The organism is Enterobacter sp. CPE_E890, from assembly GCF_046521475.1.
Lineage (GTDB): Bacteria > Pseudomonadota > Gammaproteobacteria > Enterobacterales > Enterobacteriaceae > Enterobacter > Enterobacter adelaidei.
In genome coordinates, this window is record NZ_JBKFZW010000005.1 from 47,433 (window position 1) to 73,347 (window position 25,915).

The window sequence follows — 25,915 nt, forward strand, 5'->3', positions numbered from 1 at the left end:
CCTGCCGCACTGACTGTCCAGGGTAAATGAACAGCCCACAAAATTTTTTACCCAAAACCCGGTAAAAAATTTTGCGTTCTGCCCAGGACAGGTGCGTCAGGCCGTGGCAGTGATGCCCCTTGCGGCGAAGGTTCTCAAACAGGTGATGGTGAATACCGGAGGGAACAAAAGGCAGGTCCCCGCAAAACGTCAAAACCGCGGCTCCCGAAACTCAACAGATGATGGGGGCTGAAAACATCAGATACAGGAGGAATTATGAGCGCATTTTCTTTTAACACCACTTATCAGCCAACAGGCGATCAGCAGAAAGACGCAATCGCACAAATCGGGATCATGCAGAATCGTGCTGTTCAGGCAAATCTTGCATATCAGAGCTGCCGGGATTCTGGTGCACTCTTTAAGGTGCTCCACCAGGTCAATAATGAGCTGCATGACTTACTGGATAGCCTGGAGAATCATACTCCTCTTGTCAGAAAAAACGCTGATGAGTTGATCGCGCTGTTACTGCTTTTCACTCGGCAGGTTGGTCAGTCCCGAACTGACCTGATTTGATGGTCCTTCCCCTCGGAATTGTTGTCTTTTTGTTAACGATAACCGAGGGGGGATGATATTAAGCGAAAAAACTTTTATTAATTTTATGCCTTCATAAAGGAGTTACTGTTATGCGATTAGCTTCCCGTTTTGGTCGATATAATTCTATTCGCCGTGAGCGCCCGTTAACGGATGACGAATTAATGCAGTTTGTTCCATCTGTCTTTTCTGGTGATAAACATGAATCCCGGAGTGAGCGTTATACATATATCCCAACCATCAATATCATCAATAAGTTACGTGATGAAGGTTTCCAGCCATTCTTTGCCTGTCAGAGTCGGGTTCGTGATTTGGGACGCCGCGAATACAGTAAACATATGTTACGTCTTCGCAGGGAAGGGCATATTAACGGGAAAGAAGTTCCTGAAATTATCCTGCTTAATTCACATGATGGTTCATCCAGTTATCAGATGATCCCAGGAATTTTTCGTTTTGTCTGCACAAATGGCCTGGTGTGTGGGAATAATTTTGGCGAAATCCGCGTTCCACATAAAGGTGATATTGTCGGGCAGGTTATTGAGGGAGCGTATGAAGTGCTCGGTGTCTTTGATAAAGTCACTGAAAATATGGAGACAATGAAAGAGATACATCTTAACAGTGACGAACAACATTTATTTGGCAGAGCTGCATTGATGGCCAGGTACGAAGATGAAAATAAAACGCCAGTGACGCCAGAACAAATAATTACTCCCCGCCGTTGGGAGGATAAACAGAACGATCTCTGGACAACCTGGCAGCGGGTTCAGGAGAATATGATAAAAGGTGGATTATCGGGGCGAAGTGCCTCCGGTAAAAATACCAGAACAAGAGCCATTACAGGCATTGACGGTGATATCCGAATCAACAAAGCATTATGGATGATTGCCGAACAGTTCAGGGAGTGGAAGTCATGATAATATAAGTAAAGCCCCGAAAAATTTTTCGGGGCTTTACTTATATTATCATCCTGCGGCATTGCTGTGTCGTCTGATATGCCTCAATTTCATCAACTGGCTTTTCGGTAGTCTGTAAATATTGTGCCCGCGAAAAATGGTCTGGCAGGAGGCTGCGCAGTTACCGGATATATATAAGATGGGATCCCGCTTTGCGGGGCTTCGGCCAGTCAGCATTATCACTCATATGATATTTTTGTGTGTGGCCTTCCATGCCGCTGTCGCGGCATAACCGGTATTTGACAATGTATACAATATTAATTTTTCTGCACACTGTTAATTTGGGAAAGTGATTTCTTCGTGGTCGGAACCCGGATGCCTTTACTGCTCTTTATCCAGGTATAAATCCGGTAAACCTCTGATGCGTAGGCAAGACGTCTCTGGTTCTGGCGTTCGGTCTTCCTGAATCCGGCATTGTATGCACCAACGGCCTCCCAGGAGACGCCCCATTTTTTAAAGGCTATTGCCAGATAATAAGCACCGGTATAAATGTTCATACAGGGATCTGTTGTCAGATGTTCCGGCTTAATTCCATAGCGGGCCAGTTCGTTAAAATGCTGGGAATCTACCTGCATCAGTCCGCTGCCATATCCCGTTACCGGATTAATACCGATGGCATTAACCCGGTAACGGGATTCTTTCCATGATATCGCTCTCAGTAAATCCGGGTCTATTTTGTAATCCCGACCTGCAAGATCAAAGCAATCGGCGGCTTCGCAGATCCCATTTATAAACATCAGGCAGATTGCTAACATCCATTTTTTCATTTTTCCACCTCTGGTGACTTTATCCGTAAATAATTTAACCCACTCCACAAAAAGGCTCAACAGGTTGGTGGTTCTCACCACCAAAAGCACCACACACTACGCAAAAACAAGTTTTTGCTGATTTACGTTTTAAATCATGTAATTAACAAACGCTATTTATATTTAATAATTCTGAATTATTAAATAGAGAGTCGTTGGCGATCCTGTTACGACCCTATAGCGACTCTTATTAGGATCAGTACTGACAATTTTCATGAAAAACATTGATATATATTAGGGACGCCCCTAGCGCCGGATCGCATTTTTTTATAGGATGATCCTAGAGGCGCTGCTAGGAGTGTCTTTCTTACTTGTAAACACTATATGCATATTTATAGTGAAAAGTTCATTGCTTAATAATGAAAGGTTTTATCTTATGGCCAGAGTAATTTTGTATATCAGTAATGATGTCTATGATAAAGTAAATGCGATAGTTGAACAGCGTCGTCAGGAGGGGGCAAGAGATAAAGATATAAGTGTTTCGGGAACAGCTTCAATGCTTCTTGAACTGGGGCTTCGTGTATATGAGGCTCAGATGGAGCGTAAAGAGTCTGCGTTTAATCAGACAGAGTTTAATAAACTTCTTCTTGAATGTGTTGTAAAAACACAGTCATCAGTAGCGAAAATTTTGGGTATTGAGTCTCTAAGTCCCCATGTCTCCGGGAATCCAAAGTTTGAATATGCCAATATGGTTGAAGATATTCGTGAGAAGGTGTCATCTGAGATGGAACGATTTTTTCCAAAAAATGATGAGGAATAAAAAAGAATTAAAAGTTGATTTACTTCAAATAACAGGATTTTGATCTGGTTCAATTTGATGACAATTAACCACATAAAGGTTATATTAATTATGTGGTTAATGCCACGTTAAAACAGATATTAAAAATCGCCGATGCAGGGAGAGCGACCTCCCCGCATCGACTGTCCATAGAATCCTTTGAGAGGAGGTTCCTATGTATCCGACGGATCCTAGACAACTTAATACTGAACGTCAAATATATTTGGATAAACAGTTTTTTGTCGATGTTTTTTCAATCCCTGCTTGTGTTCGAAATACTAATGGAGATTTTATCGGCTACAATGAAAAATTCTCTAAAGAATTTATAGGTAGTCTTGATATCAAAGAGTGGTTTTACTCCCTTCCTGTACAAGTAGCTACATCGTTCTTAAGAGAAGAACTGGATGCTATGTCTTTGCCTTCGTCCATGAATAAAATACAGAGCGTGGCTATAGGTGATAAACTCTGGCTGGTACAATTTATACCATTAATATATGGGGAGGTGGTTAATGTTTTATGGCTTTTTTTCTGCAAAAATTCTAATGTGATAGTGGATTATTGTAGAGGATTACGTACAAATATAACAAATGACAGAATGCTTGAATTTAAAAACAAATCAACGGAAATCCAATGGAAAGTTTTTATTCTTTATTCATTTGGTTTTTGTCATGAATCGATAGCATCTCTTTTGTCTATTACTAATGGTTCTTCCCGGAATGCAATTTCAGAAGTGTATAAGTTTTTCGGTATACATTCAAAACATGATTTGTTAATGATTTTTCATACAAGCAGGATGCATAGTTTATTCTTTGATGAATTGTTTTTTATTTTAAAATGTGCTGAATAGTTGATGTTTCGTTTTTGTTAAAAACAAGGTGACATTATGTCACCTTGTTTTGTTAATGTAATTTACTCTATTTTCGTTTCTATTTTTATGGATTCGTATAATTATATTTAATTATCTAAGTGGCTGAGGAGGAGACTTGAGCAGAAATATAATAAGGCCTGCTCCGGGCAATAAAGTTTTACTGGTATTGGACGATGCTACTAATCACAAGCTCTTAGGTGCCCGGGAACGTAGTGGGAGAACAAAAACTAATGAGGTGCTAGTCAGGTTACGTGATCATCTGAACCGTTTTCCTGACTTTTATAATCTGGATGCAATAAAGGAGGGAGCAGAGGAAACTGATTCGATAATTAAAGATCTTTAGGTTTATTAATCTATCCACAATAGAGGTAACTTATGAATACTGTTTTAAGTGTTCAGGGTGCTTCTGCGCCCGTTGAAAAGAAATCGTTTTTTTCTAAATTCACTCGTCTGAATATGCTTCGCCTGGTTCGTGCAGTGATCCCGGTTGCTGTTCTGATGATGTTGTTCCCTGAGTTAGCTATGGCTGCTGGTAAAGGCGACCTGATGGCTAAAGGTAACGATACGGTTAAGGCGACCTTCGGTAAGGACTCCAGTATCGTTAAATGGGTTGTTCTGGCTGAGGTGCTGGTCGGTGCGGTCATGTACATGATGACCAAAAACGTCAAGTTCCTGGTCGGCTTTGCCATCATCTCTGTATTTATTGCTGTGGGTATGAGCGTCGTTGGCCTCTGACAGGAAATAAAACGATGTCGGGAGACGAGAATAAACTTAAGAAATATCGTTTCCCGGAAACACTGACCAACCAGAGCCGCTGGTTTGGCCTGCCACTGGATGAACTGATCCCCGCAGCAATCTGTGTTGGCTGGGGTATCACAACATCGAAATATCTGTTCGGTATTGGTGCAGCGGTTCTGGTTTATTTCGGGATTAAAAAACTGAAAAAAGGGCGGGGCAGTTCCTGGTTACGTGACCTGATTTACTGGTATATGCCAACAGCCCTGCTGCGCGGTATTTTTCATAATGTTCCCGATTCGTGTTTCCGGCAGTGGATTAAATAGAACTGATACCAGGATTGTTATATGGAACACGGTGCCCGTTTAAGTACCAGTCGTGTAATGGCCATCGCCTTTATATTTATGTCAGTGCTTATTGTTCTCAGCCTCTCTGTTAACCTCATTCAGGGGGTGAATAACTACCGTCTTCAGAATGAGCAACGCACTGCCGTGACCCCAATGGGATTTAATGTGCCCTTTGCCGTGTCACAGAACAGTGCCGATGCCTCTTATTTGCAGCAGATGGCGCTGTCATTTATTGCCCTCCGTCTGAATGTCTCACCGGAAATCGTCGATGCTTCACATCAGGCGCTTCTGCAATATATCCGCCCGGGTGCACAGAACCAGATGAAAGTTATTCTGGCTGAAGAAGCGAAACTCATTAAAAAAGATAACGTGAATTCTGCTTTTTTCCAGACCAGTGTCCGTGTCTGGCCTCAGTATGGTCGTGTGGAAATCCGTGGAATTCGGAAAACATGGATTGGTAACTCCGAACCTTTTACTGATATCAAACATTACATCCTTATTCTGAAGCGGGAAAACGGGGTGACCTGGCTGGATAATTTCGGGGAAACAGACGATGAGAAAAAATAATACGGCAATAATATTCGGCGGCCTGTTTTTTTCCTGCAGCGTGATGGCCGCAAACGGTACGCTGGCCCCCACTGTGGTGCCAATGGTGAACGGTGGTCAGGCCAGTATTGCCATCAGCAATACCAGCCCGAATCTGTTTACCGTTCCCGGTGACCGGATTATCGCCGTGAACAGTCTGGATGGTGCCCTGACCAATAATGAGCAGACCGCCTCCGGCGGTGTGGTGGTGGCCACCGTCAACAAAAAGCCCTTTACGTTCATTCTGGAAACAGAGCGTGGTCTGAACCTTTCCATTCAGGCTGTTCCCCGTGAAGGCGCGGGGCGTACCATTCAGCTGGTCAGTGACCTGCGCGGAACCGGAGAAGAAGCCGGAGCGTGGGAAACGTCCACGCCTTACGAATCCCTGCTTGTGACCATCAGCCAGGCTGTCCGTGGCGGAAAATTACCTGCAGGCTGGTATCAGGTTCCTGTGACAAAGGAAACCCTGCAGGCCCCGGCGGGGCTGTCTTCAGTGGCAGATTCCGTATGGACGGGGAATCACCTGAAGATGGTCCGCTTTGTCGTGGAAAATAAAACGCTGTCTGCCCTGAATATCCGGGAAAGTGATTTCTGGCAGCCGGGAACCCGTGCCGTGATGTTCAGCCAGCCTGCCAGCCAGTTACTGGCAGGTGCGCGCATGGATGTGTATGTCATCCGTGACGGGGAGGGCAACTGATGGCCAGTATCAATACCATTGTGAAACGCAAGCAGTACCTGTGGCTGGGGATTGTGGTTGTCGGTACAGCCTCCGCGATTGGTGGGGCACTGTATCTGTCTGATGTGGACATGTCCGGTAACGGTGAAACCGTGGCTGAACAGGAGCCTGTGCCGGATATGACCGGTGTGGTGGATACGACCTTTGATGACAAGGTGCGTCAGCATGCCACCACAGAGATGCAGGTGACGGCAGCGCAGATGCAGAAGCAGTATGAGGAAATCCGTCGTGAGCTGGATGTTCTGAACAAACAGCGCGGTGATGACCAGCGTCGTATTGAAAAGCTGGGACAGGACAATGCCGCCCTGGCAGAGCAGGTAAAAGCCCTGGGTGCTAATCCCGTCACGGCGACCGGTGAGCCTGTACCGCAGATGCCTGCCCCACCGCCCGGCCCGGAAGGCGAACCACAGCCAGGAAACACCCCCGTATCCTTCCCGCCGCAGGGCAGCGTTGCTGTTCCACCGCCGACGGCGTTTTATCCCGGGAATGGTGTCACGCCACCACCACAGGTGACGTACCAGTCTGTGCCGGTGCCTAACCGGATACAGCGTAAGGTGTTTACCCGTAATGAGGGAAAACAGGGACCATCGCTGCCGTACATTCCGTCAGGAAGTTTTGCGAAAGCCATGCTGATTGAAGGGGCGGATGCCAATGCCTCAGTCACCGGTAATGAATCCACGGTGCCGATGCAGTTGCGTATCACCGGCCTGGTGGAAATGCCGAACAGCAAGACGTATGACGCAACGGGATGTTTTGTGGGGCTGGAAGCCTGGGGGGATGTGTCCAGTGAACGTGCCATTGTACGCACCCGCAATATCAGTTGCCTGAAGGACGGCAAAACTATTGATATGCCGATTAAGGGGCATGTCAGCTTCCGGGGTAAAAACGGTATCAAGGGCGAAGTGGTGATGCGTAACGGCAAAATCCTCGGCTGGGCATGGGGCGCGGGATTTGTTGACGGTATCGGTCAGGGAATGGAGCGCGCCTCCCAACCGGCTGTCGGGCTGGGTGCCACAGCCGCTTACGGGGCTGGTGATGTCCTGAAAATGGGTATCGGTGGCGGCGCATCGAAAGCCGCACAGACGCTCAGTGACTACTACATCAAACGTGCCGAACAGTATCACCCGGTGATACCGATTGGTGCGGGCAACGAAGTGACCGTGGTGTTCCAGGACGGCTTCCAGCTGAAAACCGTGGAGGAAATGGCACTGGAGCAGTCACAGAGTACAGCGGAAGAGGGTAACCCGGAAAGCCCGGTGCCGAATCCTCCCTCGGCAGAAAGCCACCTGAACGGTTTTAACACCGACCAGATGCTGAAACAGCTGGGCAATCTGAATCCGCAGCAGTTTATGTCCGGAGACAAGAACCCGCTGGGCGGGGATGCCGGCAAGGAGGGCGGAAATGGCGGGTGATGCACTGACATTCCGTGTGGCGTTTGTCGTTCGCTGGCTGCTGTGGGTCGTCAGGTTTGTGGTTATCTGGCCGCTGGCCACAATGGCCCTGATGGCTCTGTTTGTTTTATGGAAGGACAACACCACGCCGGGGAAATTACTGGTTAAGGAGATTAACTTCGTAAGACAAACAGCACCTGCCGGACAGTTCCCGGTCAGTGAATGCTGGTTTTCTTCCTCTGATTCTTCAGGCAGATCAGAAATACAGGATATCTGCCATTACCGCGCGGCTGATGCTGCAGATTATGTCAGGGAGACTGACCGGTCACTGATGCAACTGGTCACCGCATTCTGGGCAACGCTGGCACTGATGTATATGTCGTTTGCGGCAGGCACCGGGAAATATCCGGTGCTGCCCGGAAAAATGAAATGTATCCGGGTGGTAACCGCAGATGAATATCTGAAGGACGTTTATACGGAAGACGCTTCCCTGCCGGGAAAAATCAGGAAATGCCATGTTTATTTCCCTGATGACCGAACAAACAGAAGCAACGGAGATAAAAATGAACATGCGTAATATTAATGTTATTACAGCCCGCGTTGTGCCGGATAAAAACGTATCAGATGATTTTATGCATGCTGTTCTCAGTAACTGCACCACAAAAATAGTTCTTCCTGCTCCGAAGGTGTTCAGTTCTGAATCATTGCCGCACAATTTTAATATGGCTGCTGTCGGTGTGATGAAGAAGGGAATGTCGATGAGCTTATTTTCTTCTCCGGGAAATACAGTGGTCTCCGGACATCCCTGTGCAGGGAAAACAAATCTGACAGCAGAGTTAATTTCTGCTGTTGTGGGGAGTAATAAAAAAGGAGAAGGGCAATGAAACAGATTTCTTTATTTATTCCTCTGCTGGGAACCTTATTACTTTCCGGCTGCGCAGGAACAAATACGGAATTTGAGTGTAACGCCACCACATCCGATACCTGTATGACGATGGAGCAGGCCAATGAGAAGGCCAAAAAACTGGAGCAGTCCTCAGAAGCAAAGCCGGTTGCGGCATCACTGCCGCGCCTGGCTGAAGGGAACTTCCGGACAATGCCGGTGCAGACCGTCACCGCGACCACTCCGTCCGGCAGCAGACCTGCGGTGACAGCACATCCGGAGCAGAAACTGCTGGCACCACGCCCGCTGTTTACCGCTGCCCGGGAAGTGAAAACGGTTGTTCCGGTCAGTTCAGTTACGCCGGTAACACCTCCTCGTCCGCTAAGAACGGGTGAGCAGACGGCAGCATTATGGATAGCGCCTTATATTGATAACCAGGATGTTTATCATCAGCCATCCAGCGTGTTTTTTGTTATTAAACCGTCTGCGTGGGGAAAACCACGTATTAATTAACTGGCCCTGAAGTTGTATATCAGCCGGCAATGCCGGCGGGCTTTCTGTATTCAAAATCCGCCTGTAAAACGAGTGCCCTGTGCGTGAAAAGGGATGGGCGGTAGCGTGTCAGAACATGTCGGGAGGAATATTCCGTGAGTGATGAAGCCGATGAAGCATATTCAGTGACAGAACAACTGACCATGACAGGAATAAACCGGATACGCCAGGAAATAAATGTTCATGGTATTCCTGTTTATCTCTGTGAAGCATGCGGAAATCCTATTCCGGAAGCCCGGCGGAAAATATTTCCCGGTGTGACGTTGTGCGTTGAATGTCAGGCGTATCAGGAAAGGCAGAGGAAACACTATGCATAAATCAGAAAATGAAAAAATAGATTTTATTCTGGATGAGCATGAGCGGATATCCAGAAAACAGGGTTCTTTGTGTATGGCACTGGGTAAGGGATTTTTAGTTATAGCTATTCTTTGTGGTGTTGCCACATTCTGTGTTTCTGGCCTGTATCTGAAATCCCTGTGCCTGTCCGTTGCCTGCTGTTGTGGGGTATTCAGTCGTATTTTTAATTATTACAGCGTACCGGAGGAATCACGCATGGTACTCAGTCGTCAGGAATTACTCCGGCTTATGCGTCTGACTGAAGACGTACCAGATGTGAGACAGGAACTGCTTAACCGTTTGTTGTCCGGTAAAAAACTGACTGGTCGGGATGAACAGGATATCCGGCGTCTCTGGCAGGAGAAAGTGGATGCAATGCAGGAGTCTGCCACCCGTCAGCGTGAACAGGATACTATTCGGAAGTTTACTGAAGGGAATAAATCCGAATGAGAATCTGCAGTGTTTTATGACCTCATAAGTTAACTGAAGGGATATTCAGTGATTAATATACAAGCGGAGATAATAAAGAATGCATACCTTTATTTTTCTTGTGCTGATAAAAAATATTAACGGTGGCGGAAGCTGGAATATTACACCCATGCCAAATACGGACGTATGCGTGCAGGTTCTTCGGACAATCGAAGCACATGGCGGCAGGGGCTTTGGAAATACAGGGGAGTGTATTGAAGTTAAAACAAATGAACCTTTGAACAGCGTGATGGAAACACTAAATGGTGGTGGGCAATGAGTGCTTACTGCTTCGAAGGAAAATGAAATGAAGTCGATATATTTAAAATCTGTTCTGGCTTTTATATTTGTTGGCGTTATGGCTATGATTGTATGTATTCCTTTTTACATCGTTTACCTTGCGCAACAACCTGCAACACCAGAACAACTGACAGAGATTTTACAGGAAACTCCCTGTGCAGCAGAAGCATTTCAGGAGACACTTAATTATCAGTCTGAACCTTTAACACTTGGTAAGGCAAATAAAATCGCATCAGAATGCAGAAAAAGAAACGAAATGGCAGAGGTGAAACGTGTAAGAGAAAATGAGCGCAATAAGATTCGCGAAAAACAAATTCAGGCATTAAATGATGCTCATTCAGTAAAGGAACGTTAATCCTGGTTTCCTGTTAAAAGCCTCCATCTCTTATTTGTGCTGTGGTTTCAGGAATGGCACTGCGTGATATATCCACGGCCACAGACTGATATTTTCCTTTTTTAAACGCACTAAGGAATACTCATATGAGTAATAACCCACTTGAGGCCGTCACTCAGGCGGTTAACTCCCTCGTCACAGCACTGAAACTGCCTGACGAATCCGCAAAGGCCAATGAAGTTCTGGGCGAAATGAGCTTCCCGCAGTTCAGCCGTCTGCTGCCGTACCGTGATTACAACCAGGAATCCGGTCTGTTCATGAATGACACCACGATGGGCTTTATGCTGGAAGCCATTCCCATCAATGGGGCGAATAAGTCCATTGTGGAGGCACTCGATCACATGCTGCGCACCAAACTGCCGCGCGGTATTCCGTTGTGTATCCATCTGATGTCCAGTCAGCTGGTTGGTGACAGGATTGAGTACGGGCTGCGTGAGTTCTCCTGGTCAGGTGAACAGGCTGAACGGTTTAACGCCATTACCCGGGCCTATTATATGAAAGCGGCAGCGACACAGTTTCCGCTGCCGGAGGGGATGAATCTGCCCCTGACCCTGCGCCATTACCGGGTATTTATCTCGTACTGTTCTCCCTCGAAGAAAAAAAGCCGGGCTGACATTCTGGAAATGGAAAACCTGGTGAAAATCATCCGGGCGTCGTTACAGGGGGCCAGTATCGCCACACAGACGGTGGATGCACAGGCCTTTATCGATATTGTCGGGGAGATGATTAACCATAACCCGGACTCCCTGTACCCGAAAAGACGTCAGCTGGACCCGTATTCTGATCTGAATTATCAGTGTGTGGAGGACAGTTTTGACCTGAATGTCCGGGCTGATTACCTGACGCTGGGCCTGCGTGAGAACGGCAGGAACAGCACGGCCCGTATCCTGAATTTCCATCTGGCCCGTAACCCGGAAATCGCCTTCCTGTGGAATATGGCCGACAACTACAGCAACCTGCTGAACCCGGAACTGTCCATCTCCTGTCCGTTCATCCTGACGCTGACTCTGGTGGTGGAAGACCAGGTGAAAACCCACAGCGAAGCCAACCTGAAGTACATGGACCTGGAGAAAAAGTCGAAGACCTCCTATGCCAAATGGTTTCCGTCCGTGGAGAAAGAGGCGAAGGAGTGGGGGGAACTGCGTCAGCGTCTGGGCTCCGGTCAGTCTTCTGTCGTGTCCTACTTCCTCAACATCACAGCATTCTGCAAGGACAACAATGAAACGGCGCTGGAAGTGGAGCAGGACATCCTGAACAGCTTCCGTAAAAACGGTTTTGAGCTGATTTCACCGCGCTTTAACCACATGCGCAATTTCCTGACCTGTCTGCCCTTTATGGCCGGGAAAGGGTTGTTTAAACAGCTGAAAGAGGCCGGAGTGGTTCAGCGCGCAGAGAGCTTTAATGTTGCCAACCTGATGCCGTTAGTGGCGGATAACCCCCTGACACCGGCAGGTCTGCTGGCACCCACCTACCGTAACCAGCTGGCGTTTATCGATATTTTCTTCCGGGGGATGAATAACACCAACTACAACATGGCGGTCTGTGGCACCTCCGGGGCCGGTAAAACCGGGCTGATACAGCCACTTATCCGCAGCGTGCTGGACTCCGGGGGCTTTGCCGTGGTGTTCGACATGGGGGATGGCTACAAGTCCCTGTGTGAGAACATGGGTGGCGTATATCTGGACGGTGAAACCCTGCGTTTTAACCCGTTTGCGAACATCACCGATATTGACCAGTCAGCGGAGCGTGTCCGTGACCAGTTGTCAGTGATGGCCAGCCCCAACGGTAACCTGGATGAAGTGCATGAAGGTCTGCTGCTGCAGGCGGTCAGGGCCTCCTGGCTGGCCAAAGAGAACAGGGCACGTATTGATGACGTGGTGGATTTCCTGAAAAACGCCAGTGACAGCGAGCAGTATGCCGGGTCACCGACCATCCGCAGCCGTCTGGACGAAATGATTGTGCTGCTTGACCAGTACACTGCCAACGGCACTTACGGCCAGTATTTTAACTCCGATGAGCCGTCCCTGCGGGATGATGCGAAAATGGTGGTGCTGGAGCTGGGCGGACTGGAAGACCGTCCGTCACTGCTGGTTGCGGTGATGTTCTCCCTGATTATCTACATCGAGAACAGGATGTACCGCACGCCGCGTAACCTCAAGAAACTGAACGTTATTGATGAAGGCTGGCGTCTGCTGGACTTCAAAAATCGCAAGGTCGGTGAGTTTATTGAGAAAGGTTACCGTACCGCCCGCCGTCATACCGGTGCCTATATCACCATCACACAGAACATCGTCGACTTTGACTCTGACAAGGCCTCCAGTGCGGCCCGTGCGGCATGGGGTAACTCCTCCTACAAAATTATCCTCAAACAGAGTGCGAAGGAGTTCGCAAAATACAACCAGCTGTATCCGGACCAGTTCCAGCCACTGCAGCGCGACATGATTGGTAAGTTTGGTGCGGCCAAAGACCAGTGGTTCAGTTCCTTCCTGCTGCAGGTGGAAAACCATTCCTCCTGGCACCGCCTGTTTGTGGACCCGTTAAGCCGCGCCATGTACAGCTCTGACGGCCCGGATTTTGAGTTTGTGCAGCAGAAACGTAAAGAGGGGCTGAGTATTCATGAGGCGGTGTGGCAGCTGGCGTGGAAGAAGTCAGGGCCGGAGATGGCTTCGCTGGAAGCCTGGCTGGAAGAACATGAGAAATACAGGAGTGTTGCATGACCACAACGCAAAAAACGACGGATGTTACAGCCCCCCGACGCAGCCACTGGTGGTGGACGGTGCCGGGATGCCTGGCAATGGTGTTACTGAACGCAGCCGTCAGTTACGGCATTGTCAGACTGAACGCACCGGTGACTGCCGCCTTCAACATGAAACAGACCGTGGATGCGTTTTTTGACAGCGCCAGTCAGAAACAACTGTCAGAAGCACAGTCAAAAGCCCTTTCAGCGCGTTTTAACACGGCACTGGAAGCCAGCCTGCAGGCGTGGCAGCAGAAACACCACGCGGTCATCCTGGTGTCGCCTGCCGTGGTACAGGGGGCTCCGGATATCACCCGGGAAATCCAGCAGGATATTGCCCGGCGAATGAGAGCGGAACCATGAGATGCCGGGGGCTGATTGCCCTGCTGATATGGGGGCAGAGTGTGGCCGCCGCCGATCTTGGCACCTGGGGCGATCTGTGGCCGGTAAAGGAGCCGGACATGCTGACGGTGATCATGCAGCGCCTGACGGCACTGGAGCAGTCCGGTGAGATGGGCCGGAAAATGGATGCCTTTAAGGAGCGGGTGATCCGCAACAGTCTGCGGCCCCCTGCCGTGCCCGGTATCGGACGCACGGAGAAATACAGCAGCCGGTTGTTTGACCCGTCCGTCAGACTGGCTGCGGATATCCGGGATAACGAAGGGCGGGTGTTTGCCCGTCAGGGTGAAGTGATGAATCCGCTGCAGTATGTGCCTTTTAACCAGACGCTGTATTTCATCAATGGCGATGATCCGGCGCAGGTGGCCTGGATGAAACGCCAGACGCCGCCCACACTGGAGAGCAAAATTATCCTCGTGCAGGGCAGTATCCCGGAGATGCAGAAGTCTCTGGACAGCCGTGTTTACTTTGACCAGAACGGTGTGCTCTGCCAGCGCCTCGGCATTGATCAGGTCCCGGCACGGGTGAGCGCCGTTCCCGGCGATCGCTTCCTGAAGGTGGAATTTATTCCGGCAGAGGAGGGCAGAAAATGAAGCGAAGCCTGTGGCTGCTGATGTTATTCCTTCTCGCCGGTCATGTCCCTGCGGCATCTGCGGATTCTGCCTGTGAGGGGCGTTTTGTAAACCCGATCACGGATATCTGCTGGAGCTGTATTTTCCCGCTCTCGCTGGGCAGTATCAAAGTCAGTCAGGGTAAGGTCCCCGACACGGCGAACCCGTCGATGCCCATTCAGATTTGTCCGGCACCGCCGCCGCTGTTCAGGCGTATCGGGCTGGCCATTGGTTACTGGGAGCCGATGGCGCTGACGGACGTCACCCGGTCACCGGGATGCATGGTGAACCTGGGCTTCAGCCTGCCGGCTTTTGGTAAAACGGCACAGGGAACGGCGAAAAAGGATGAGAAGCAGGTGAACGGGGCGTTCTATCACGTTCACTGGTACAAATACCCGCTGACGTACTGGCTTAACATCATCACATCGCTGGGCTGTCTGGAAGGTGGTGACCTGGATATCGCTTATCTTTCTGAAATTGACCCCACCTGGACGGACAGCAGCCTGACCACCATTCTCAATCCGGAAGCTGTCATCTTTGCCAATCCGATAGCACAGGGGGCCTGTGCAGCAGATGCCATTGCCAGCGCCTTTAATATGCCTCTCGATGTTCTGTTCTGGTGTGCCGGTTCGCAGGGCAGTATGTACCCGTTCAATGGCTGGGTGAGTAATGAGTCCAGTCCGTTGCAGTCCTCCCTGCTGGTCAGTGAACGCATGGCGTTCAAACTACACCGTCAGGGCATGATTATGGAAACCATCGGGAAAAATAACGCCGTCTGTAATGAATATCCGTCCCCAATCCTGCCTAAAGAACGCTGGCGTTATCAGATGGTGAATATGTATCCGGACAGCGGACAGTGCCATCCGTTCGGGCGCAGTGTGATGCGCTGGGAGACGGGAAAAAATCCGCCCAACACAAAGAAAAACTTCGGCTACCTGATGTGGCGTAAACGTAACTGTGTATTCCTGTAAATCATTTTAATGAATAAGAGGAAATGAAAATGGCAACAATGGACAGTAAATATATTCAGCACCTCAGGAAAATAAGTGCTGTACTGCTCAGGCTGATAAGCAGAACATTAAAATTATTTCCTTTTGGTCTTGTAATAGTGCCCGTTATATTATTTTATTTTGCACCTGACAGTTTTCTCGCTGAAATTATTCATGAATGGAAGAACGCAGATATATCAGAACAAGTGACACTTGTCAGATTATATCTGAAGGTGACATTTACATGTGCGTTTGTGGCTGTTTTTCTCAATTATCTTTTTTCTGATGAGTTCATGCCTGTAAATAGCAGAAAGTGAGAAATATCATGAACCGGAAAATATTTGCACTTTTTGCTCTGACAGCAGGGATGCATCTTGCTGTTCATGCTTCAGAAAATGTGAACACAACTGAAAACCGCCAGTTCCTGAAGCAGCAGGAAAATTTAAGCAGACAACTGCGAGAGAAACCTGACCATCAGCTGAAAGCCTGGGCGGAGAAACAGGTGCTGGAAAACCCCCTTCAGCGTTCAGATAACCATTTTCTGGATGAGCTGGTTCGTAAACAGCAGGCTTCGCAGGACGGGAAACCCCGGCAGGGTGCCCTGTATTTTGTGTCGTTTTCCATTCCCGAAGAGGGGCTGAAACGGATGCTGGGCGAAACCCGGCACTACGGTATACCCGCCACACTGCGGGGCATGGTGAACAATGACCTGAAGACCACCGCTGAAGCCGTGCTGTCCCTGGTGAAAGACGGCGCGACTGATGGTGTTCAGATCGACCCGACGCTGTTTTCACAGTACGGCATTCGCAGTGTACCGGCACTGGTGGTGTTCTGCAGTCAGGGATACGACATCATCCGGGGAAACCTGCGGGTCGGCCAGGCGCTGGAGAAAGTGGCCGCCACGGGTGACTGCCGGCAGGTGGCTCATGATTTACTGGCAGGGAAAGGAGATTCCGGGAAATGAAACGTATTTTACCTCTGATACTGGCTCTGGTTGCCGGCATGGCACAGGCTGACAGCAACAGTGATTACCGGGCCGGTTCTGATTTTGCCCGTCAGATTCAGGGGCAGGGTACAGGCAGTATTCAGGGCTTTAAGCCACAGGAGAGTATCCCCAGCTATAACGCGAATCCGGACGAGACAAAATATTACGGTGGCGTGACTGCCGGCGGGGATGGCGGCCTGAAAAATGACGGCACCACGGAATGGGCGACCGGTGAAACCGGAAAAACCATCACAGAGTCCTTCATGAACAAGCCGAAAGACATTCTGTCACCGGATGCACCGTTCATTCAGACCGGCAGGGATGTGGTGAACCGGGCTGACAGCATTGTGGGAAATACCGGACAGCAGTGCAGTGCGCAGGAGATAAACCGCAGTGAATTCACAAACTATACCTGTGAGCGGGACACGATGGTGGAGGAGTACTGCACACGGACTGCCAGTATCACCGGGGACTGGAAATACACGGATGAATATCGTGAAGTGACGATACCGCACTCACAGTTCCGGTTCAGTATGAACGGGCTGAAACTGGTGTTCAGTGTCACGGCTCCGGTAACCGGTACAGTGGAAAGTGCATCATTGTCTGTATACGCCGCTTTTTTCTTCCTGAACTCCCGTTATACCTTCATGAATACAACCTTTAATGTCGGCCTGGCAAACGGGCAGTCGGATACTTACCCCCTGTCCGGGGCGACAGGTTTGCAGGTGACACAGGGGCAGGTTCTGACCGGTAGTGGCTGTACTGCTAACGGTAATTGCCTCCCGCACGGGAATGGTGACAGGAAAGTCTATGAATCGCTTGTCAGTGGTGCTTCCACCTTTACGCTGAAACTCAGGATGAAGGTCCGTGATAAAGAATGGGTTCCCCGGGTGGAGTGGGTGGAGAGTTGTCCGTTTAATAAAGCGGATGGCGTGCTGACAGGCACTGAGTGTTCAGAGCCGGGTGGTACGAAAACCGGAGTGATGGAAGGTAAACCCTGGAACATCACACAGGCATGCTGGGCATACCGGGATAAATATGTCACTCAGTCCGCAGATAACGGCACCTGTCAGAAATATGTCGATAATCCGGCCTGTACGCTGGCCTCACGTCAGTGCGCGTTTTATTCCGATGAGGGAACCTGTCTGCATGAGTACGCCACGTACTCCTGCGAGTCCAGAACATCAGGAAAAGTGATGGTCTGTGGTGGTGATGTCTTCTGCCTTGACGGTGAATGCGATAAGGCACAGAGCGGAAAAAGCAGTGATTTTGGTGAAGCAGTATCACAGCTGGCTGCGCTTGCCGCCGCAGGTAAGGATGTTGCCGCCCTGAATGGTGTGGATGTCAGGGCTTTCACGGGTGAGGCGAAATTCTGCCGTAAGGCCGCAGCCGGCTTCAGTAACTGCTGTAAGGATGGTGGCTGGGGTCAGGATGTGGGTCTGGCGAAGTGCAACAGCGAAGAAAAGGCGCTGGGAAAGGCAAAGGACAACAAACTGACCGTCAGTGTCGGAGAGTTCTGTTCGAAGAAAGTGCTGGGTGTCTGTCTGCAGAAAAAGCGCAGCTACTGCCAGTTTGATTCGAAGCTGGCGCAGATAGTCCAGCAGCAGGGGCGTAACGGGCAGTTGCGTATCGGGTTTGGCAGTGCGAAGCATCCTGACTGTCGGGGGATTACGGTTGATGAGCTGCAGAAAATTCAGTTCGACAGACTGGATTTCACTAACTTCTACGAAGACCTGATGAATAACCAGAAAATCCCGGACAGTGGCGTTCTGACGCAGAAAGTGAAAGAGCAGATTGCTGACCAGCTGAAACAGGCAGGACAGTAAGGTATGGAAAATAACCGGGGGAAATGATGAAAGTTATATTCACTTCTAATCGTCTTGTTGATTTTCTTATCCGGCTTTCGATTACAGCGATTGTCATTTCCCCGGTAATTATCTGGTCGTGGGATACGGTAAAAGAAACCACGGCAGACGGGATGCTTGCCGCTGCTTTCGTTATCCTTTACTCCGGTGTGCTCCTGTTTATTCTGTATTTTTGTTTTTCTGCCCTGACTGGCCTGCAGAAAGATGATGAAAGAAAAAATGATGAAAGGAATGAAGATGAATAAAGCATTACTGCCACTGTTACTCTGCTGCTTTATTTTTCCGGCGTCAGGGAAAGATGCAGGCTGGCAGTGGTATAACGAGAAAATAAATCCGAAGGAAAAAGAAAATAAACCTGTACCTGCAGCCCCCCGTCAGGAGCCGGATATTATGCAGAAACTGGCCGCGCTGCAGACGGCAACAAAGCGGGCGCTGTACGAAGCCATTCTGTATCCCGGCGTGGATAATTTTGTTAAATATTTCCGGCTGCAGAATTACTGGACTCAGCAGGCCGGGCTTTTCACCATGAGTGCTAAAAAGGCCATGCTGGCACATCCCGAACTGGACTATAACCTGCAGTACAGCCATTACAACGGCACGGTACGGAACCAGCTGGCGGCAGACCAGGCGCAGCAGCGACAGGCCATTGCGAAACTGGCTGAACACTACGGCATCATGTTCTTTTACCGGGGGCAGGACCCCATCGACGGGCAACTGGCGCAGGTCATTAATGGCTTCAGGGATACCTATGGTCTGAGTGTTATTCCCGTTTCCGTGGATGGCGTGATTAATCCGCTGTTGCCGGATTCCCGGACTGACCAGGGGCAGGCGCAGCGCCTCGGTGTGAAATATTTCCCGGCCATGATGCTGGTTGACCCGAAACAGGGCAGTGTTCGCCCGTTATCATACGGCTTTATTTCACAGGACGACCTGGCAAAACAGTTCCTGAACGTTTCTGAAGATTTTAAACCGAATTTTTAACCAAAGGTTATATATGCATACAGGGGATTTGTGTTTTTTTACAGGTGCCAGCCTGTTTATCGTGGGGGTTGTTGGTTATTTCTTTACAGGACCAAATAATAAAGGAGTTTATCTGCTGAGCTCGTTTGTCTTCTTTGTAGTAAATGTCATAAGTGTATGTATGCTGCCAGATAATTTCTTGTTTCTTTGTGGTGCGGTTATGAATCAGTGTGCCGTACCGGTTGTTTCAATGGCAGTCAGTACCATACCGGTTATCACGAAGTTTGACAGTTTCAGAAGGATGTTTGTTTGTATTATGTTGTCATCAGCATGGTCCGGAGTGATGTGGTTTTTTATAAGGGGGCTTATGACAGGCTAAGTCATATAAAACGGTAATAAAAACCATACAAAATAATGAGGTTGATCTGATTAATATCACACAAACGCGAATATTACAGACATGAATACTCTCATGTAAATAATAACCGGAGTTTAACATGATAAGTAAATACAGATTCTCTTTACCCCGGCTTGATATTACGGGAATGTGGGTATTTTCCCTGGGTGTCTGGTTTCATATCGTCGCCCGTCTTGTTTACAGCAAACCCTGGATGGCTTTTTTTCTGGCGGAGTTGATTGCGGCCATCCTTGTGCTGTTCGGCGCATACCAGGTGCTGGATGCATGGATTGCACGTGTCAGCCTGGAAGAGCGTGAGGCACTGGAAGCCAGGCAACAGGCCATGATGGAAGGGCAGCAGGAGGGCGGACATGTCTCTCACTAAATTACTGCCGGTCATTTTGTTGATGATGGCCACAGGTGTGCAGGCCTCCACCCGGGATGAAATTGAACGACTCTGGAATCCGCAGGGTATGGCCGTGCAGCCTGCACAACCGGCAGCAGACACATCAGCCAGAACAGAAAAGCCGGCTCCCCGCTGGTTCCGCCTCAGCAACGGCAGGCAGGTTAACCTGGCCGACTGGAAGGTGGTGCTGTTTATGCAGGGGCATTGCCCTTACTGTCACCAGTTTGACCCGGTACTGAAACAGCTGGCACAGCAGTACGGCTTTTCCGTTTTTCCCTACACCCTGGATGGTCAGGGGGATACCGCCTTTCCGGAAGCATTACCGGTGCTACCGGACGTGATGCAGACCTTCTTCCCGAATATCCCGGTGGCCACACCGACTACCTTCCTGGTCAACGTCAACACACTTGAGGCATTACCGCTTTTGCAGGGGGCAACGGATGCCGCCAGTTTTATGGCGCGGATGGATACCGTTCTGCAGATGTACGGAGAGGAAAAAGGTACGAAATAAGCAGGTGGTGTTACTCATTGCCGGAATATCCGGCATCGCGACGGGAATAATCGTCAGCCTGAATATCCCCTTTATCCGTCAGGGGCTTTTTTATCCCGCCAGCCCTGTGGAAATTGTCGTTTCGCTGTGTCTTACCTTTTCTGTTTCTGTTGTGTTTTTTGTGGGGGCAATTGTGGGATGGATTTCGGTGTCTGAAATATATTACAGCCGCATGAACGGTCTGAATGAATCATCGGAAATATCAGAGGAAACTTATAATGAAAGAAAAAAGAAATGATGCGGAACTAAAAAACAGAAAAACTAAACGGGATTATGATTATGAACGCAGGGTTTCTGATATATATTTTGATCTGTTTTTTGTGTTCGTTGCTGCCGGAACTTTTTTATGGGTGATTATGCATAGTATTTTTGATGCCTGTATTGATTCGTGGAAAGCTGACCCGGAATTAAATAATTTTCGTTATATGTGGAACATCCTGATGTATGTCATTCCGTATACGTTATGGGCGTTTGCAGGTGGATTTCTTATCGTATACGTCAGGAACCCTTTAAATGAATTAATAAACGGGGGGATCAGAATATTCCGGCTGAAACGCCGTATGCGCCGGGAGAAGAAATTAAGGGAGGGTGGCAATAATGCTTCGCATTAAACCTCTTCTGGTTCTTTGTGCCGCTTTACTGACGGTCACACCCGCAGCGTCAGCGGATGTGAACAGCGACATGAATCAGTTCTTTAATAAGCTGGGATTTGCTTCCAATACCACACAACCGGGCGTCTGGCAGGGGCAGGCCGCCGGGTATGCCTATGGTGGCTCCCTGTATGCCCGCACCCAGGTCAAAAATATCCAGCTGATTTCCATGACGCTGCCGGATATCAATGCCGGATGTGGCGGCATCGACGCCTATCTCGGCTCGTTCAGTTTTATTAATGGCGATCAGTTGCAGCGTTTTGTTAAGCAGATTATGAGCAACGCTGCCGGTTACTTTTTTGACCTTGCCCTGCAGGCAACGGTGCCGGAAATCAAAACCGCAAAAGACTTCCTGCAGAAAATGGCAAGCGACATTAACAGTATGAACCTCAGCTCCTGTCAGGTGGCGCAGGGGATTGTCGGAGGATTATTTCCTCAGACTCAGGTGTCACAGCAGAAGGTCTGTCAGGACATTGCCGGTGAGAGCAATATTTTTGCTGACTGGGCCGCGTCCCGTCAGGGCTGCACGGTCGGAGGACAGTCATCGTCTGTTCGTGACAAGGCCAGTGACAAAGATAAGGAACGGGTGCTGAAGAACATCAATATCATCTGGGACTCGCTGTCCAAAAACAGGATGCTTGATGGTAACAAAGAACTGAAAGAATTTATTATGACGCTCACCGGTACGCTGATTTTTGGGGAAGACAGCGAGATTACCCCCCTGCCGGCGCGTACCACTGACCGCGATATCCTCCGGGCGATTATGGAGGGGGGAACGGCAAAAGTTTATCACTGCAACGATTCGGACAAGTGTCTGAAGGTGGTGGCGGATGCAAATGTGACCATCGCCCGGGATAAAGCCCTGAAATCACAGATTACAAAACTGCTCACCAGTATTCAGAATAAAGCGGTGAGTGATACTCCACTGGATGACAGGGAAAAAGGCTTCATTTCCAGCACCACCGTCCCCGTCTTTAAATATCTTATTGACCCGCAGATGCTCGGTGTATCCAGCAGCGTGGTTTACCAGCTGACGGACTATATCGGCTACGACATCATGCTCCAGTACATTCAGGAACTGCTTCAGCAGGCCCGGGCCATGATTGCCACCGGGAACTATCCACAGACCGTGCTGGACAGTGTGCTGGAGAATCTGAATCAGGCACAGCAACAGATTGCGGTTTTCCAGGGGCAGGTAAAGGTCCAGCAGGATGCATTGCTGGTTGTTGACCGTCAGATGAGCTATATGCGCCAGCAGCTTTCCGCCCGCATGCTCAGCCGTTACCAGAACAACTATCACTTCGGAGGGAGCACGCTGTGAATGAAGTCTATGTGATTGCCGGTGGTGAGTGGTTACGCAATAACCTGAACGCCATTGCCGCCTTTATGGGGACCCGGACGTGGGATTCCATCGAAAAAATTGCGCTCACATTGTCTGTTCTCGCGGTGGCCGTGATGTGGGTACAGCGGCACAACGTGATGGATTTGCTGGGCTGGGTGGCCGTGTTTGTGCTTATCAGCCTGCTGGTTAATGTCCGTACATCGGTGCAGATTATTGATAACAGTGACCTGGTCCAGGTTCACCGGGTGGATAATGTGCCTGTCGGACTGGCGATGCCACTTTCACTGACGACCCGTATCGGGCATGCAATGGTGGCCAGTTACGAGATGATATTCACCCAGCCTGACAGCGCCACCTACAGCAAGACAGGCATGCTGTTCGGGGCGAACCTGATTGTGAAAAGCACCGATTTTCTGTCCCGGAATCCGGAAATCATCAATCTGTTTCAGGACTACGTCCAGAACTGCGTGCTGGGGGATATTTACCTGAACCACAAATACACGCTGGAAGACCTGATGGCCTCCGCTGACCCCTACACGCTGATTTTTTCCCGGCCCAGCCCGCTACGGGGCGTTTATGACAGCAATAATAATTTCATAACCTGTAAAGATGCGTCGGTCACGCTGAAAGACAGGCTGAATCTCGATACAAAGACGGGAGGCAAGACCTGGCATTATTATGTGCAGCAGATATTTGGCGGCAGACCGGACCCGGACCTGTTATTCAGGCAACTGGTGAGTGACAGTTACAGTTATTTCTACGGCTCCAGCCAGTCTGCCAGTCATATTATGCGCCAGAACGTCACCATGAATGCCCTGAAAGAGGGTATCACCAGTAATGCAGCCCGTAACGGTGATACCGCCAGCCTGGTCAGTCTGGCCACGACTTCGTCGATGGAGAAACAGCGTCTGGCACATGTCTCCATTGGTCATGTGCTGATGCGAAACCTGCCGATGGTGCAGACCATTCTGGTGGGCATTACCATTGGTATCTTCCCGCTCCTGGTACTGGCGGCTGTCTTCAACAGACTGACGCTGTCTGTTCTGAGAGGCTATGTGTTTGCTCTGATGTGGTTCCAGACCTGGCCGTTGCTGTATGCCATTCTGAACAGTGCCATGACATTCTATGCAAAGCAGAATGGTGCACCGGTCGTGCTCTCTGAACTCTCTCAGATACAGCTGAAATACTCCGACCTGGCGTCCACTGCCGGATATATATCTGTCATGATACCCCCGTTGTCATGGATGATGGTAAAAGGCCTTGGCGCAGGTTTTTCCAGCGTGTACAGCCATTTCGCTTCCTCTGCTATCAGCCCGACTGCCAGTGCGGCAGGTAGTGTGGTTGACGGTAATTACTCCTACGGCAACATGCAGACGGAAAACGTGAACGGCTTCAGCTGGAGCACCAACAGCACCACGTCGTTTGGTCAGATGATGTACCAGACCGGCAGTGGCGCAACTGCCACACAGACCCGTGACGGTAATATGGTGATGGATGCGAGCGGGGCGATGTCCCGGTTACCGGTCGGTATCAATGCAACGCGTCAGATTGCAGCGGCACAACAGGAAATGGCCCGGGAGGCGTCGAACAGAGCAGAAAGCGCCCTGCATGGGTTCAGCAGCAGTATTGCCAGTGCCTGGAACTCGCTCAGCCAGTTTGGTTCTAACCGGGGGAGCAGTGATTCTGTCACAGGTGGTGCTGACAGCACGATGAGCGCACAGGACTCCATGATGGCCAGCCGTATGCGCAGTGCAGTGGAAAGCTATGCGAAGGCGCATAATATCAGTAATGAGCAGGCGACTCAGGAACTGGCATCCAGAAGTACGAGAGCTTCTGCCGGGATGTATGGAGATGCTCATGCTGAATGGGGGGTTAAACCTAAAATTCTTGGTGTTGGTGGAGGATTAGGCGTTAGAGGTGGTGGTCGGGCTGGTATTGATTGGGAAGATAATGATGCGCATACGGCAAGTAGTAATACTCAGTCGAGCCATAATGCTCGTCATGATATCGATGCCAGAGCTACACAAGACTTTAAAGAGGCCAGCGATTATTTTACCAGTCGCAAGGTCAGTGAGTCCGGCAGCCATACGGACAATAATGCTGATTCCCGTGTGGATCAGTTGTCTGCAGCCCTGAATTCAGCGAAGCAGAGTTACGACCAGTACACGACGAATATGACCCGCAGCCATGAATATGCTGAAATGGCATCCCGTACTGAAAGCATGAGTGGGCAGATGAGTGAAGACCTGTCGCAACAGTTTGCACAGTATGTAATGAAACACGCGCCACAGGATGCAGAAGCTATTCTGACAAACACCAGTTCACCGGAGATTGCAGAACGTCGTCGGGCGATGGCCTGGTCTTTTGTGCAGGAACAGGTACAGCCTGGTGTTGATAATGCCTGGCGGGAATCCCGTGGTGATATTGGTAAAGGAATGGAGAGCGTACCTTCGGGTGGTGGCAGTCAGGATATTATTGCTGACCATCAGGGGCATCAGGCCATTATTGATCAAAGAACGCAGGACAGTAATATCCGTAATGATGTAAAACATCAGGTTGATAATATGGTCACAGAATATAAAGGGAATATAGGTGATACTCAGAACAGCGTACGTGGCGAGGAAAATATTGTAAGAGGACAGTATTCTGAACTGCAGAATCACCATAAAACAGAGGCATTATCTCAGAATAATAAATATAATGAAGAAAAGTCGGCTCAGGAAAGAATGCCCGGGGCTGACAGTCCACAGGAACTGATGAAAAGGGCAAAGGAATATCAGGATAAGTATAAGCAATAATGCTGTTTTTGGGAGATGATAATGAGATGTTTAACCCATATTACTCTGGTAACGGTGATACAGTTTATCGCCTGTTATCTGGCTAGTTGGGGGAATGCCGAAACAATTTTTATGCTGTTCTTCATAGTACTATGGCAGGGACTGTTTATATGGTTGTTCTCTCAAATACGAAAAAAACGGAATGTGTCGGATGAGTTTAAGTTTAGTAAAGGCGTTTGGTATATAACGATGCCAGTATCTTCCTTACTCTCTCCATTATTAAGCCTGATGGTTTTTATCATTGGTACACTATACGAATTAAGGCGAGTTAGTGGTTGTGTAAGCGTAAGAGAATGGATGCAATCTCAGGTAAATGAACAAACTAATGAAGATTTGCATCTGGATTTTGATAATATGGATTTTCATCGTACTAATCCTGCAACAGGGTTACCTATGTCAGGTATTGGTGTGGATATCGGTGGTAATTCATATGGTTATAGTTCAAAACGATATGATGAGTGAATCTTAATTTGTATATTATGACG

35 protein-coding genes and 1 pseudogene are annotated in these 25,915 nt (G+C 49.2%); 35 read left to right on the top strand and 1 reads right to left on the bottom strand.

Features of this window, described 5'->3' with window-relative positions; genetic code table 11:
- Positions 1-26: 26 nt before the first annotated feature.
- From ACLHV9_RS27105 to ACLHV9_RS27115, 3 genes and pseudogenes are all read left to right on the top strand, one after another.
- Positions 27-232: pseudogene (locus tag ACLHV9_RS27105) on the top strand (single-stranded DNA-binding protein).
- A 23-nt stretch (positions 233-255) separates the two neighbouring features.
- On the top strand, positions 256-552 hold the full coding sequence (locus ACLHV9_RS27110) for a hypothetical protein (RefSeq protein ID WP_001272251.1): 297 nt from the start codon (positions 256-258) through the stop codon (positions 550-552).
- A 110-nt stretch (positions 553-662) separates the two neighbouring features.
- Positions 663-1,484 (top strand): DUF932 domain-containing protein, encoded by an 822-nt coding sequence (locus ACLHV9_RS27115; RefSeq protein ID WP_001234445.1) that lies wholly within the window; start codon positions 663-665, stop codon positions 1,482-1,484.
- A 296-nt stretch (positions 1,485-1,780) separates the two neighbouring features.
- Here the strand turns inward: ACLHV9_RS27115 and ACLHV9_RS27120 are convergent, their stop codons facing one another.
- On the bottom strand, positions 1,781-2,383 hold the full coding sequence (locus ACLHV9_RS27120) for a transglycosylase SLT domain-containing protein (protein ID WP_000243713.1): 603 nt from the start codon (positions 2,381-2,383) through the stop codon (positions 1,781-1,783).
- A gap of 322 nt (positions 2,384-2,705) precedes the next feature.
- Between ACLHV9_RS27120 and traM the strand changes: the two genes are divergently transcribed.
- The 32 genes from traM (at position 2,706) to ACLHV9_RS27280 (ending at position 25,892) form a co-directional block, all read left to right on the top strand.
- A complete protein-coding gene (gene traM / locus ACLHV9_RS27125; protein WP_001354030.1) occupies positions 2,706-3,089 on the top strand; it encodes a conjugal transfer relaxosome DNA-binding protein TraM in 384 nt (127 codons plus the stop codon).
- 193 nt (positions 3,090-3,282) lie between these two features.
- Positions 3,283-3,954, top strand: coding sequence for a conjugal transfer transcriptional regulator TraJ (gene traJ, locus ACLHV9_RS27130; protein ID WP_000283561.1), 672 nt, complete (start codon positions 3,283-3,285; stop codon positions 3,952-3,954).
- A 136-nt stretch (positions 3,955-4,090) separates the two neighbouring features.
- The gene (gene traY / locus ACLHV9_RS27135; RefSeq protein ID WP_000089263.1) at positions 4,091-4,318 is read left to right on the top strand and encodes a conjugal transfer relaxosome protein TraY; all 228 of its coding nucleotides are present in this window, start codon (positions 4,091-4,093) and stop codon (positions 4,316-4,318) included.
- A 32-nt stretch (positions 4,319-4,350) separates the two neighbouring features.
- Entirely contained in the window at positions 4,351-4,710 is a 360-nt protein-coding gene (gene traA, locus ACLHV9_RS27140) for a type IV conjugative transfer system pilin TraA (RefSeq protein ID WP_001098992.1), read from the top strand.
- Positions 4,711-4,724: 14 nt separating this feature from the next.
- The gene (traL, locus tag ACLHV9_RS27145; RefSeq protein ID WP_000012113.1) at positions 4,725-5,036 is read left to right on the top strand and encodes a type IV conjugative transfer system protein TraL; all 312 of its coding nucleotides are present in this window, start codon (positions 4,725-4,727) and stop codon (positions 5,034-5,036) included.
- Positions 5,037-5,057: 21 nt separating this feature from the next.
- Positions 5,058-5,624, top strand: a complete 567-nt coding sequence (traE, locus tag ACLHV9_RS27150; RefSeq protein WP_000399780.1) for a type IV conjugative transfer system protein TraE — start codon at positions 5,058-5,060, stop codon at positions 5,622-5,624.
- Positions 5,611-6,339 (top strand): type-F conjugative transfer system secretin TraK, encoded by a 729-nt coding sequence (gene traK / locus ACLHV9_RS27155; protein ID WP_001230772.1) that lies wholly within the window; start codon positions 5,611-5,613, stop codon positions 6,337-6,339. The genes traE and traK overlap by 14 nt, the downstream gene beginning before the upstream one ends.
- On the top strand, positions 6,339-7,790 hold the full coding sequence (gene traB / locus ACLHV9_RS27160) for an F-type conjugal transfer pilus assembly protein TraB (RefSeq protein WP_000146675.1): 1,452 nt from the start codon (positions 6,339-6,341) through the stop codon (positions 7,788-7,790). Before traK ends, traB begins: the two co-directional genes overlap by 1 nt.
- The gene (gene traP / locus ACLHV9_RS27165) at positions 7,780-8,346 is read left to right on the top strand and encodes a conjugal transfer pilus-stabilizing protein TraP (protein ID WP_000896599.1); all 567 of its coding nucleotides are present in this window, start codon (positions 7,780-7,782) and stop codon (positions 8,344-8,346) included. Before traB ends, traP begins: the two co-directional genes overlap by 11 nt.
- Positions 8,333-8,653, top strand: coding sequence for a conjugal transfer protein TrbD (locus ACLHV9_RS27170; RefSeq protein ID WP_001057307.1), 321 nt, complete (start codon positions 8,333-8,335; stop codon positions 8,651-8,653). Before traP ends, ACLHV9_RS27170 begins: the two co-directional genes overlap by 14 nt.
- Positions 8,650-9,165 carry a type IV conjugative transfer system lipoprotein TraV gene (gene traV / locus ACLHV9_RS27175; protein ID WP_000809881.1) on the top strand — a complete coding sequence of 172 codons (516 nt, stop codon included), beginning with the start codon at positions 8,650-8,652 and terminating at the stop codon, positions 9,163-9,165. Before ACLHV9_RS27170 ends, traV begins: the two co-directional genes overlap by 4 nt.
- A gap of 134 nt (positions 9,166-9,299) precedes the next feature.
- Positions 9,300-9,521, top strand: a complete 222-nt coding sequence (traR, locus tag ACLHV9_RS27180) for a conjugal transfer protein TraR (RefSeq protein ID WP_001278683.1) — start codon at positions 9,300-9,302, stop codon at positions 9,519-9,521.
- Entirely contained in the window at positions 9,514-9,990 is a 477-nt protein-coding gene (locus ACLHV9_RS27185) for a hypothetical protein (protein WP_000549587.1), read from the top strand. Before traR ends, ACLHV9_RS27185 begins: the two co-directional genes overlap by 8 nt.
- A gap of 79 nt (positions 9,991-10,069) precedes the next feature.
- A complete protein-coding gene (locus tag ACLHV9_RS27190) occupies positions 10,070-10,288 on the top strand; it encodes a hypothetical protein (protein ID WP_000556745.1) in 219 nt (72 codons plus the stop codon).
- 27 nt (positions 10,289-10,315) lie between these two features.
- On the top strand, positions 10,316-10,663 hold the full coding sequence (locus tag ACLHV9_RS27195; protein ID WP_000836682.1) for a hypothetical protein: 348 nt from the start codon (positions 10,316-10,318) through the stop codon (positions 10,661-10,663).
- A 125-nt stretch (positions 10,664-10,788) separates the two neighbouring features.
- The gene (gene traC / locus ACLHV9_RS27200) at positions 10,789-13,419 is read left to right on the top strand and encodes a type IV secretion system protein TraC (protein ID WP_000069777.1); all 2,631 of its coding nucleotides are present in this window, start codon (positions 10,789-10,791) and stop codon (positions 13,417-13,419) included.
- On the top strand, positions 13,416-13,802 hold the full coding sequence (gene trbI / locus ACLHV9_RS27205; RefSeq protein WP_000214084.1) for a type-F conjugative transfer system protein TrbI: 387 nt from the start codon (positions 13,416-13,418) through the stop codon (positions 13,800-13,802). Before traC ends, trbI begins: the two co-directional genes overlap by 4 nt.
- The gene (gene traW, locus ACLHV9_RS27210; protein ID WP_001203728.1) at positions 13,799-14,431 is read left to right on the top strand and encodes a type-F conjugative transfer system protein TraW; all 633 of its coding nucleotides are present in this window, start codon (positions 13,799-13,801) and stop codon (positions 14,429-14,431) included. The genes trbI and traW overlap by 4 nt, the downstream gene beginning before the upstream one ends.
- On the top strand, positions 14,428-15,420 hold the full coding sequence (gene traU, locus ACLHV9_RS27215) for a conjugal transfer pilus assembly protein TraU (protein ID WP_000830838.1): 993 nt from the start codon (positions 14,428-14,430) through the stop codon (positions 15,418-15,420). The genes traW and traU overlap by 4 nt, the downstream gene beginning before the upstream one ends.
- A gap of 29 nt (positions 15,421-15,449) precedes the next feature.
- Positions 15,450-15,755 (top strand): hypothetical protein, encoded by a 306-nt coding sequence (locus ACLHV9_RS27220; protein ID WP_000224416.1) that lies wholly within the window; start codon positions 15,450-15,452, stop codon positions 15,753-15,755.
- An 8-nt stretch (positions 15,756-15,763) separates the two neighbouring features.
- A complete protein-coding gene (trbC, locus tag ACLHV9_RS27225; protein WP_001080256.1) occupies positions 15,764-16,402 on the top strand; it encodes a type-F conjugative transfer system pilin assembly protein TrbC in 639 nt (212 codons plus the stop codon).
- Positions 16,399-18,249 (top strand): type-F conjugative transfer system mating-pair stabilization protein TraN, encoded by a 1,851-nt coding sequence (traN, locus tag ACLHV9_RS27230; RefSeq protein ID WP_000821856.1) that lies wholly within the window; start codon positions 16,399-16,401, stop codon positions 18,247-18,249. The genes trbC and traN overlap by 4 nt, the downstream gene beginning before the upstream one ends.
- Before the next feature lie 26 nt (positions 18,250-18,275).
- Positions 18,276-18,533, top strand: a complete 258-nt coding sequence (locus ACLHV9_RS27235; RefSeq protein WP_000864353.1) for a conjugal transfer protein TrbE — start codon at positions 18,276-18,278, stop codon at positions 18,531-18,533.
- Positions 18,526-19,269, top strand: a complete 744-nt coding sequence (traF, locus tag ACLHV9_RS27240) for a type-F conjugative transfer system pilin assembly protein TraF (RefSeq protein ID WP_001030371.1) — start codon at positions 18,526-18,528, stop codon at positions 19,267-19,269. Before ACLHV9_RS27235 ends, traF begins: the two co-directional genes overlap by 8 nt.
- Before the next feature lie 13 nt (positions 19,270-19,282).
- Positions 19,283-19,627: a conjugal transfer protein TrbA gene (gene trbA, locus ACLHV9_RS27245; protein WP_000556796.1), complete on the top strand. Its 345-nt coding sequence runs from the start codon at positions 19,283-19,285 to the stop codon at positions 19,625-19,627.
- A gap of 118 nt (positions 19,628-19,745) precedes the next feature.
- A complete protein-coding gene (gene traQ / locus ACLHV9_RS27250; RefSeq protein WP_000624194.1) occupies positions 19,746-20,030 on the top strand; it encodes a type-F conjugative transfer system pilin chaperone TraQ in 285 nt (94 codons plus the stop codon).
- Positions 20,017-20,562 carry a type-F conjugative transfer system pilin assembly thiol-disulfide isomerase TrbB gene (gene trbB / locus ACLHV9_RS27255; protein ID WP_407216504.1) on the top strand — a complete coding sequence of 182 codons (546 nt, stop codon included), beginning with the start codon at positions 20,017-20,019 and terminating at the stop codon, positions 20,560-20,562. Before traQ ends, trbB begins: the two co-directional genes overlap by 14 nt.
- Positions 20,492-20,839 carry a P-type conjugative transfer protein TrbJ gene (gene trbJ / locus ACLHV9_RS27260; protein WP_001309242.1) on the top strand — a complete coding sequence of 116 codons (348 nt, stop codon included), beginning with the start codon at positions 20,492-20,494 and terminating at the stop codon, positions 20,837-20,839. Before trbB ends, trbJ begins: the two co-directional genes overlap by 71 nt.
- The gene (gene trbF, locus ACLHV9_RS27265; protein WP_000660699.1) at positions 20,820-21,212 is read left to right on the top strand and encodes an F-type conjugal transfer protein TrbF; all 393 of its coding nucleotides are present in this window, start codon (positions 20,820-20,822) and stop codon (positions 21,210-21,212) included. The genes trbJ and trbF overlap by 20 nt, the downstream gene beginning before the upstream one ends.
- A complete protein-coding gene (gene traH / locus ACLHV9_RS27270; RefSeq protein ID WP_000944331.1) occupies positions 21,199-22,572 on the top strand; it encodes a conjugal transfer pilus assembly protein TraH in 1,374 nt (457 codons plus the stop codon). Before trbF ends, traH begins: the two co-directional genes overlap by 14 nt.
- Positions 22,569-25,391 (top strand): conjugal transfer mating-pair stabilization protein TraG, encoded by a 2,823-nt coding sequence (gene traG / locus ACLHV9_RS27275; RefSeq protein ID WP_001007039.1) that lies wholly within the window; start codon positions 22,569-22,571, stop codon positions 25,389-25,391. Before traH ends, traG begins: the two co-directional genes overlap by 4 nt.
- Before the next feature lie 21 nt (positions 25,392-25,412).
- Positions 25,413-25,892, top strand: a complete 480-nt coding sequence (locus ACLHV9_RS27280) for a hypothetical protein (RefSeq protein WP_001405921.1) — start codon at positions 25,413-25,415, stop codon at positions 25,890-25,892.
- Positions 25,893-25,915: the final 23 nt, after the last annotated feature.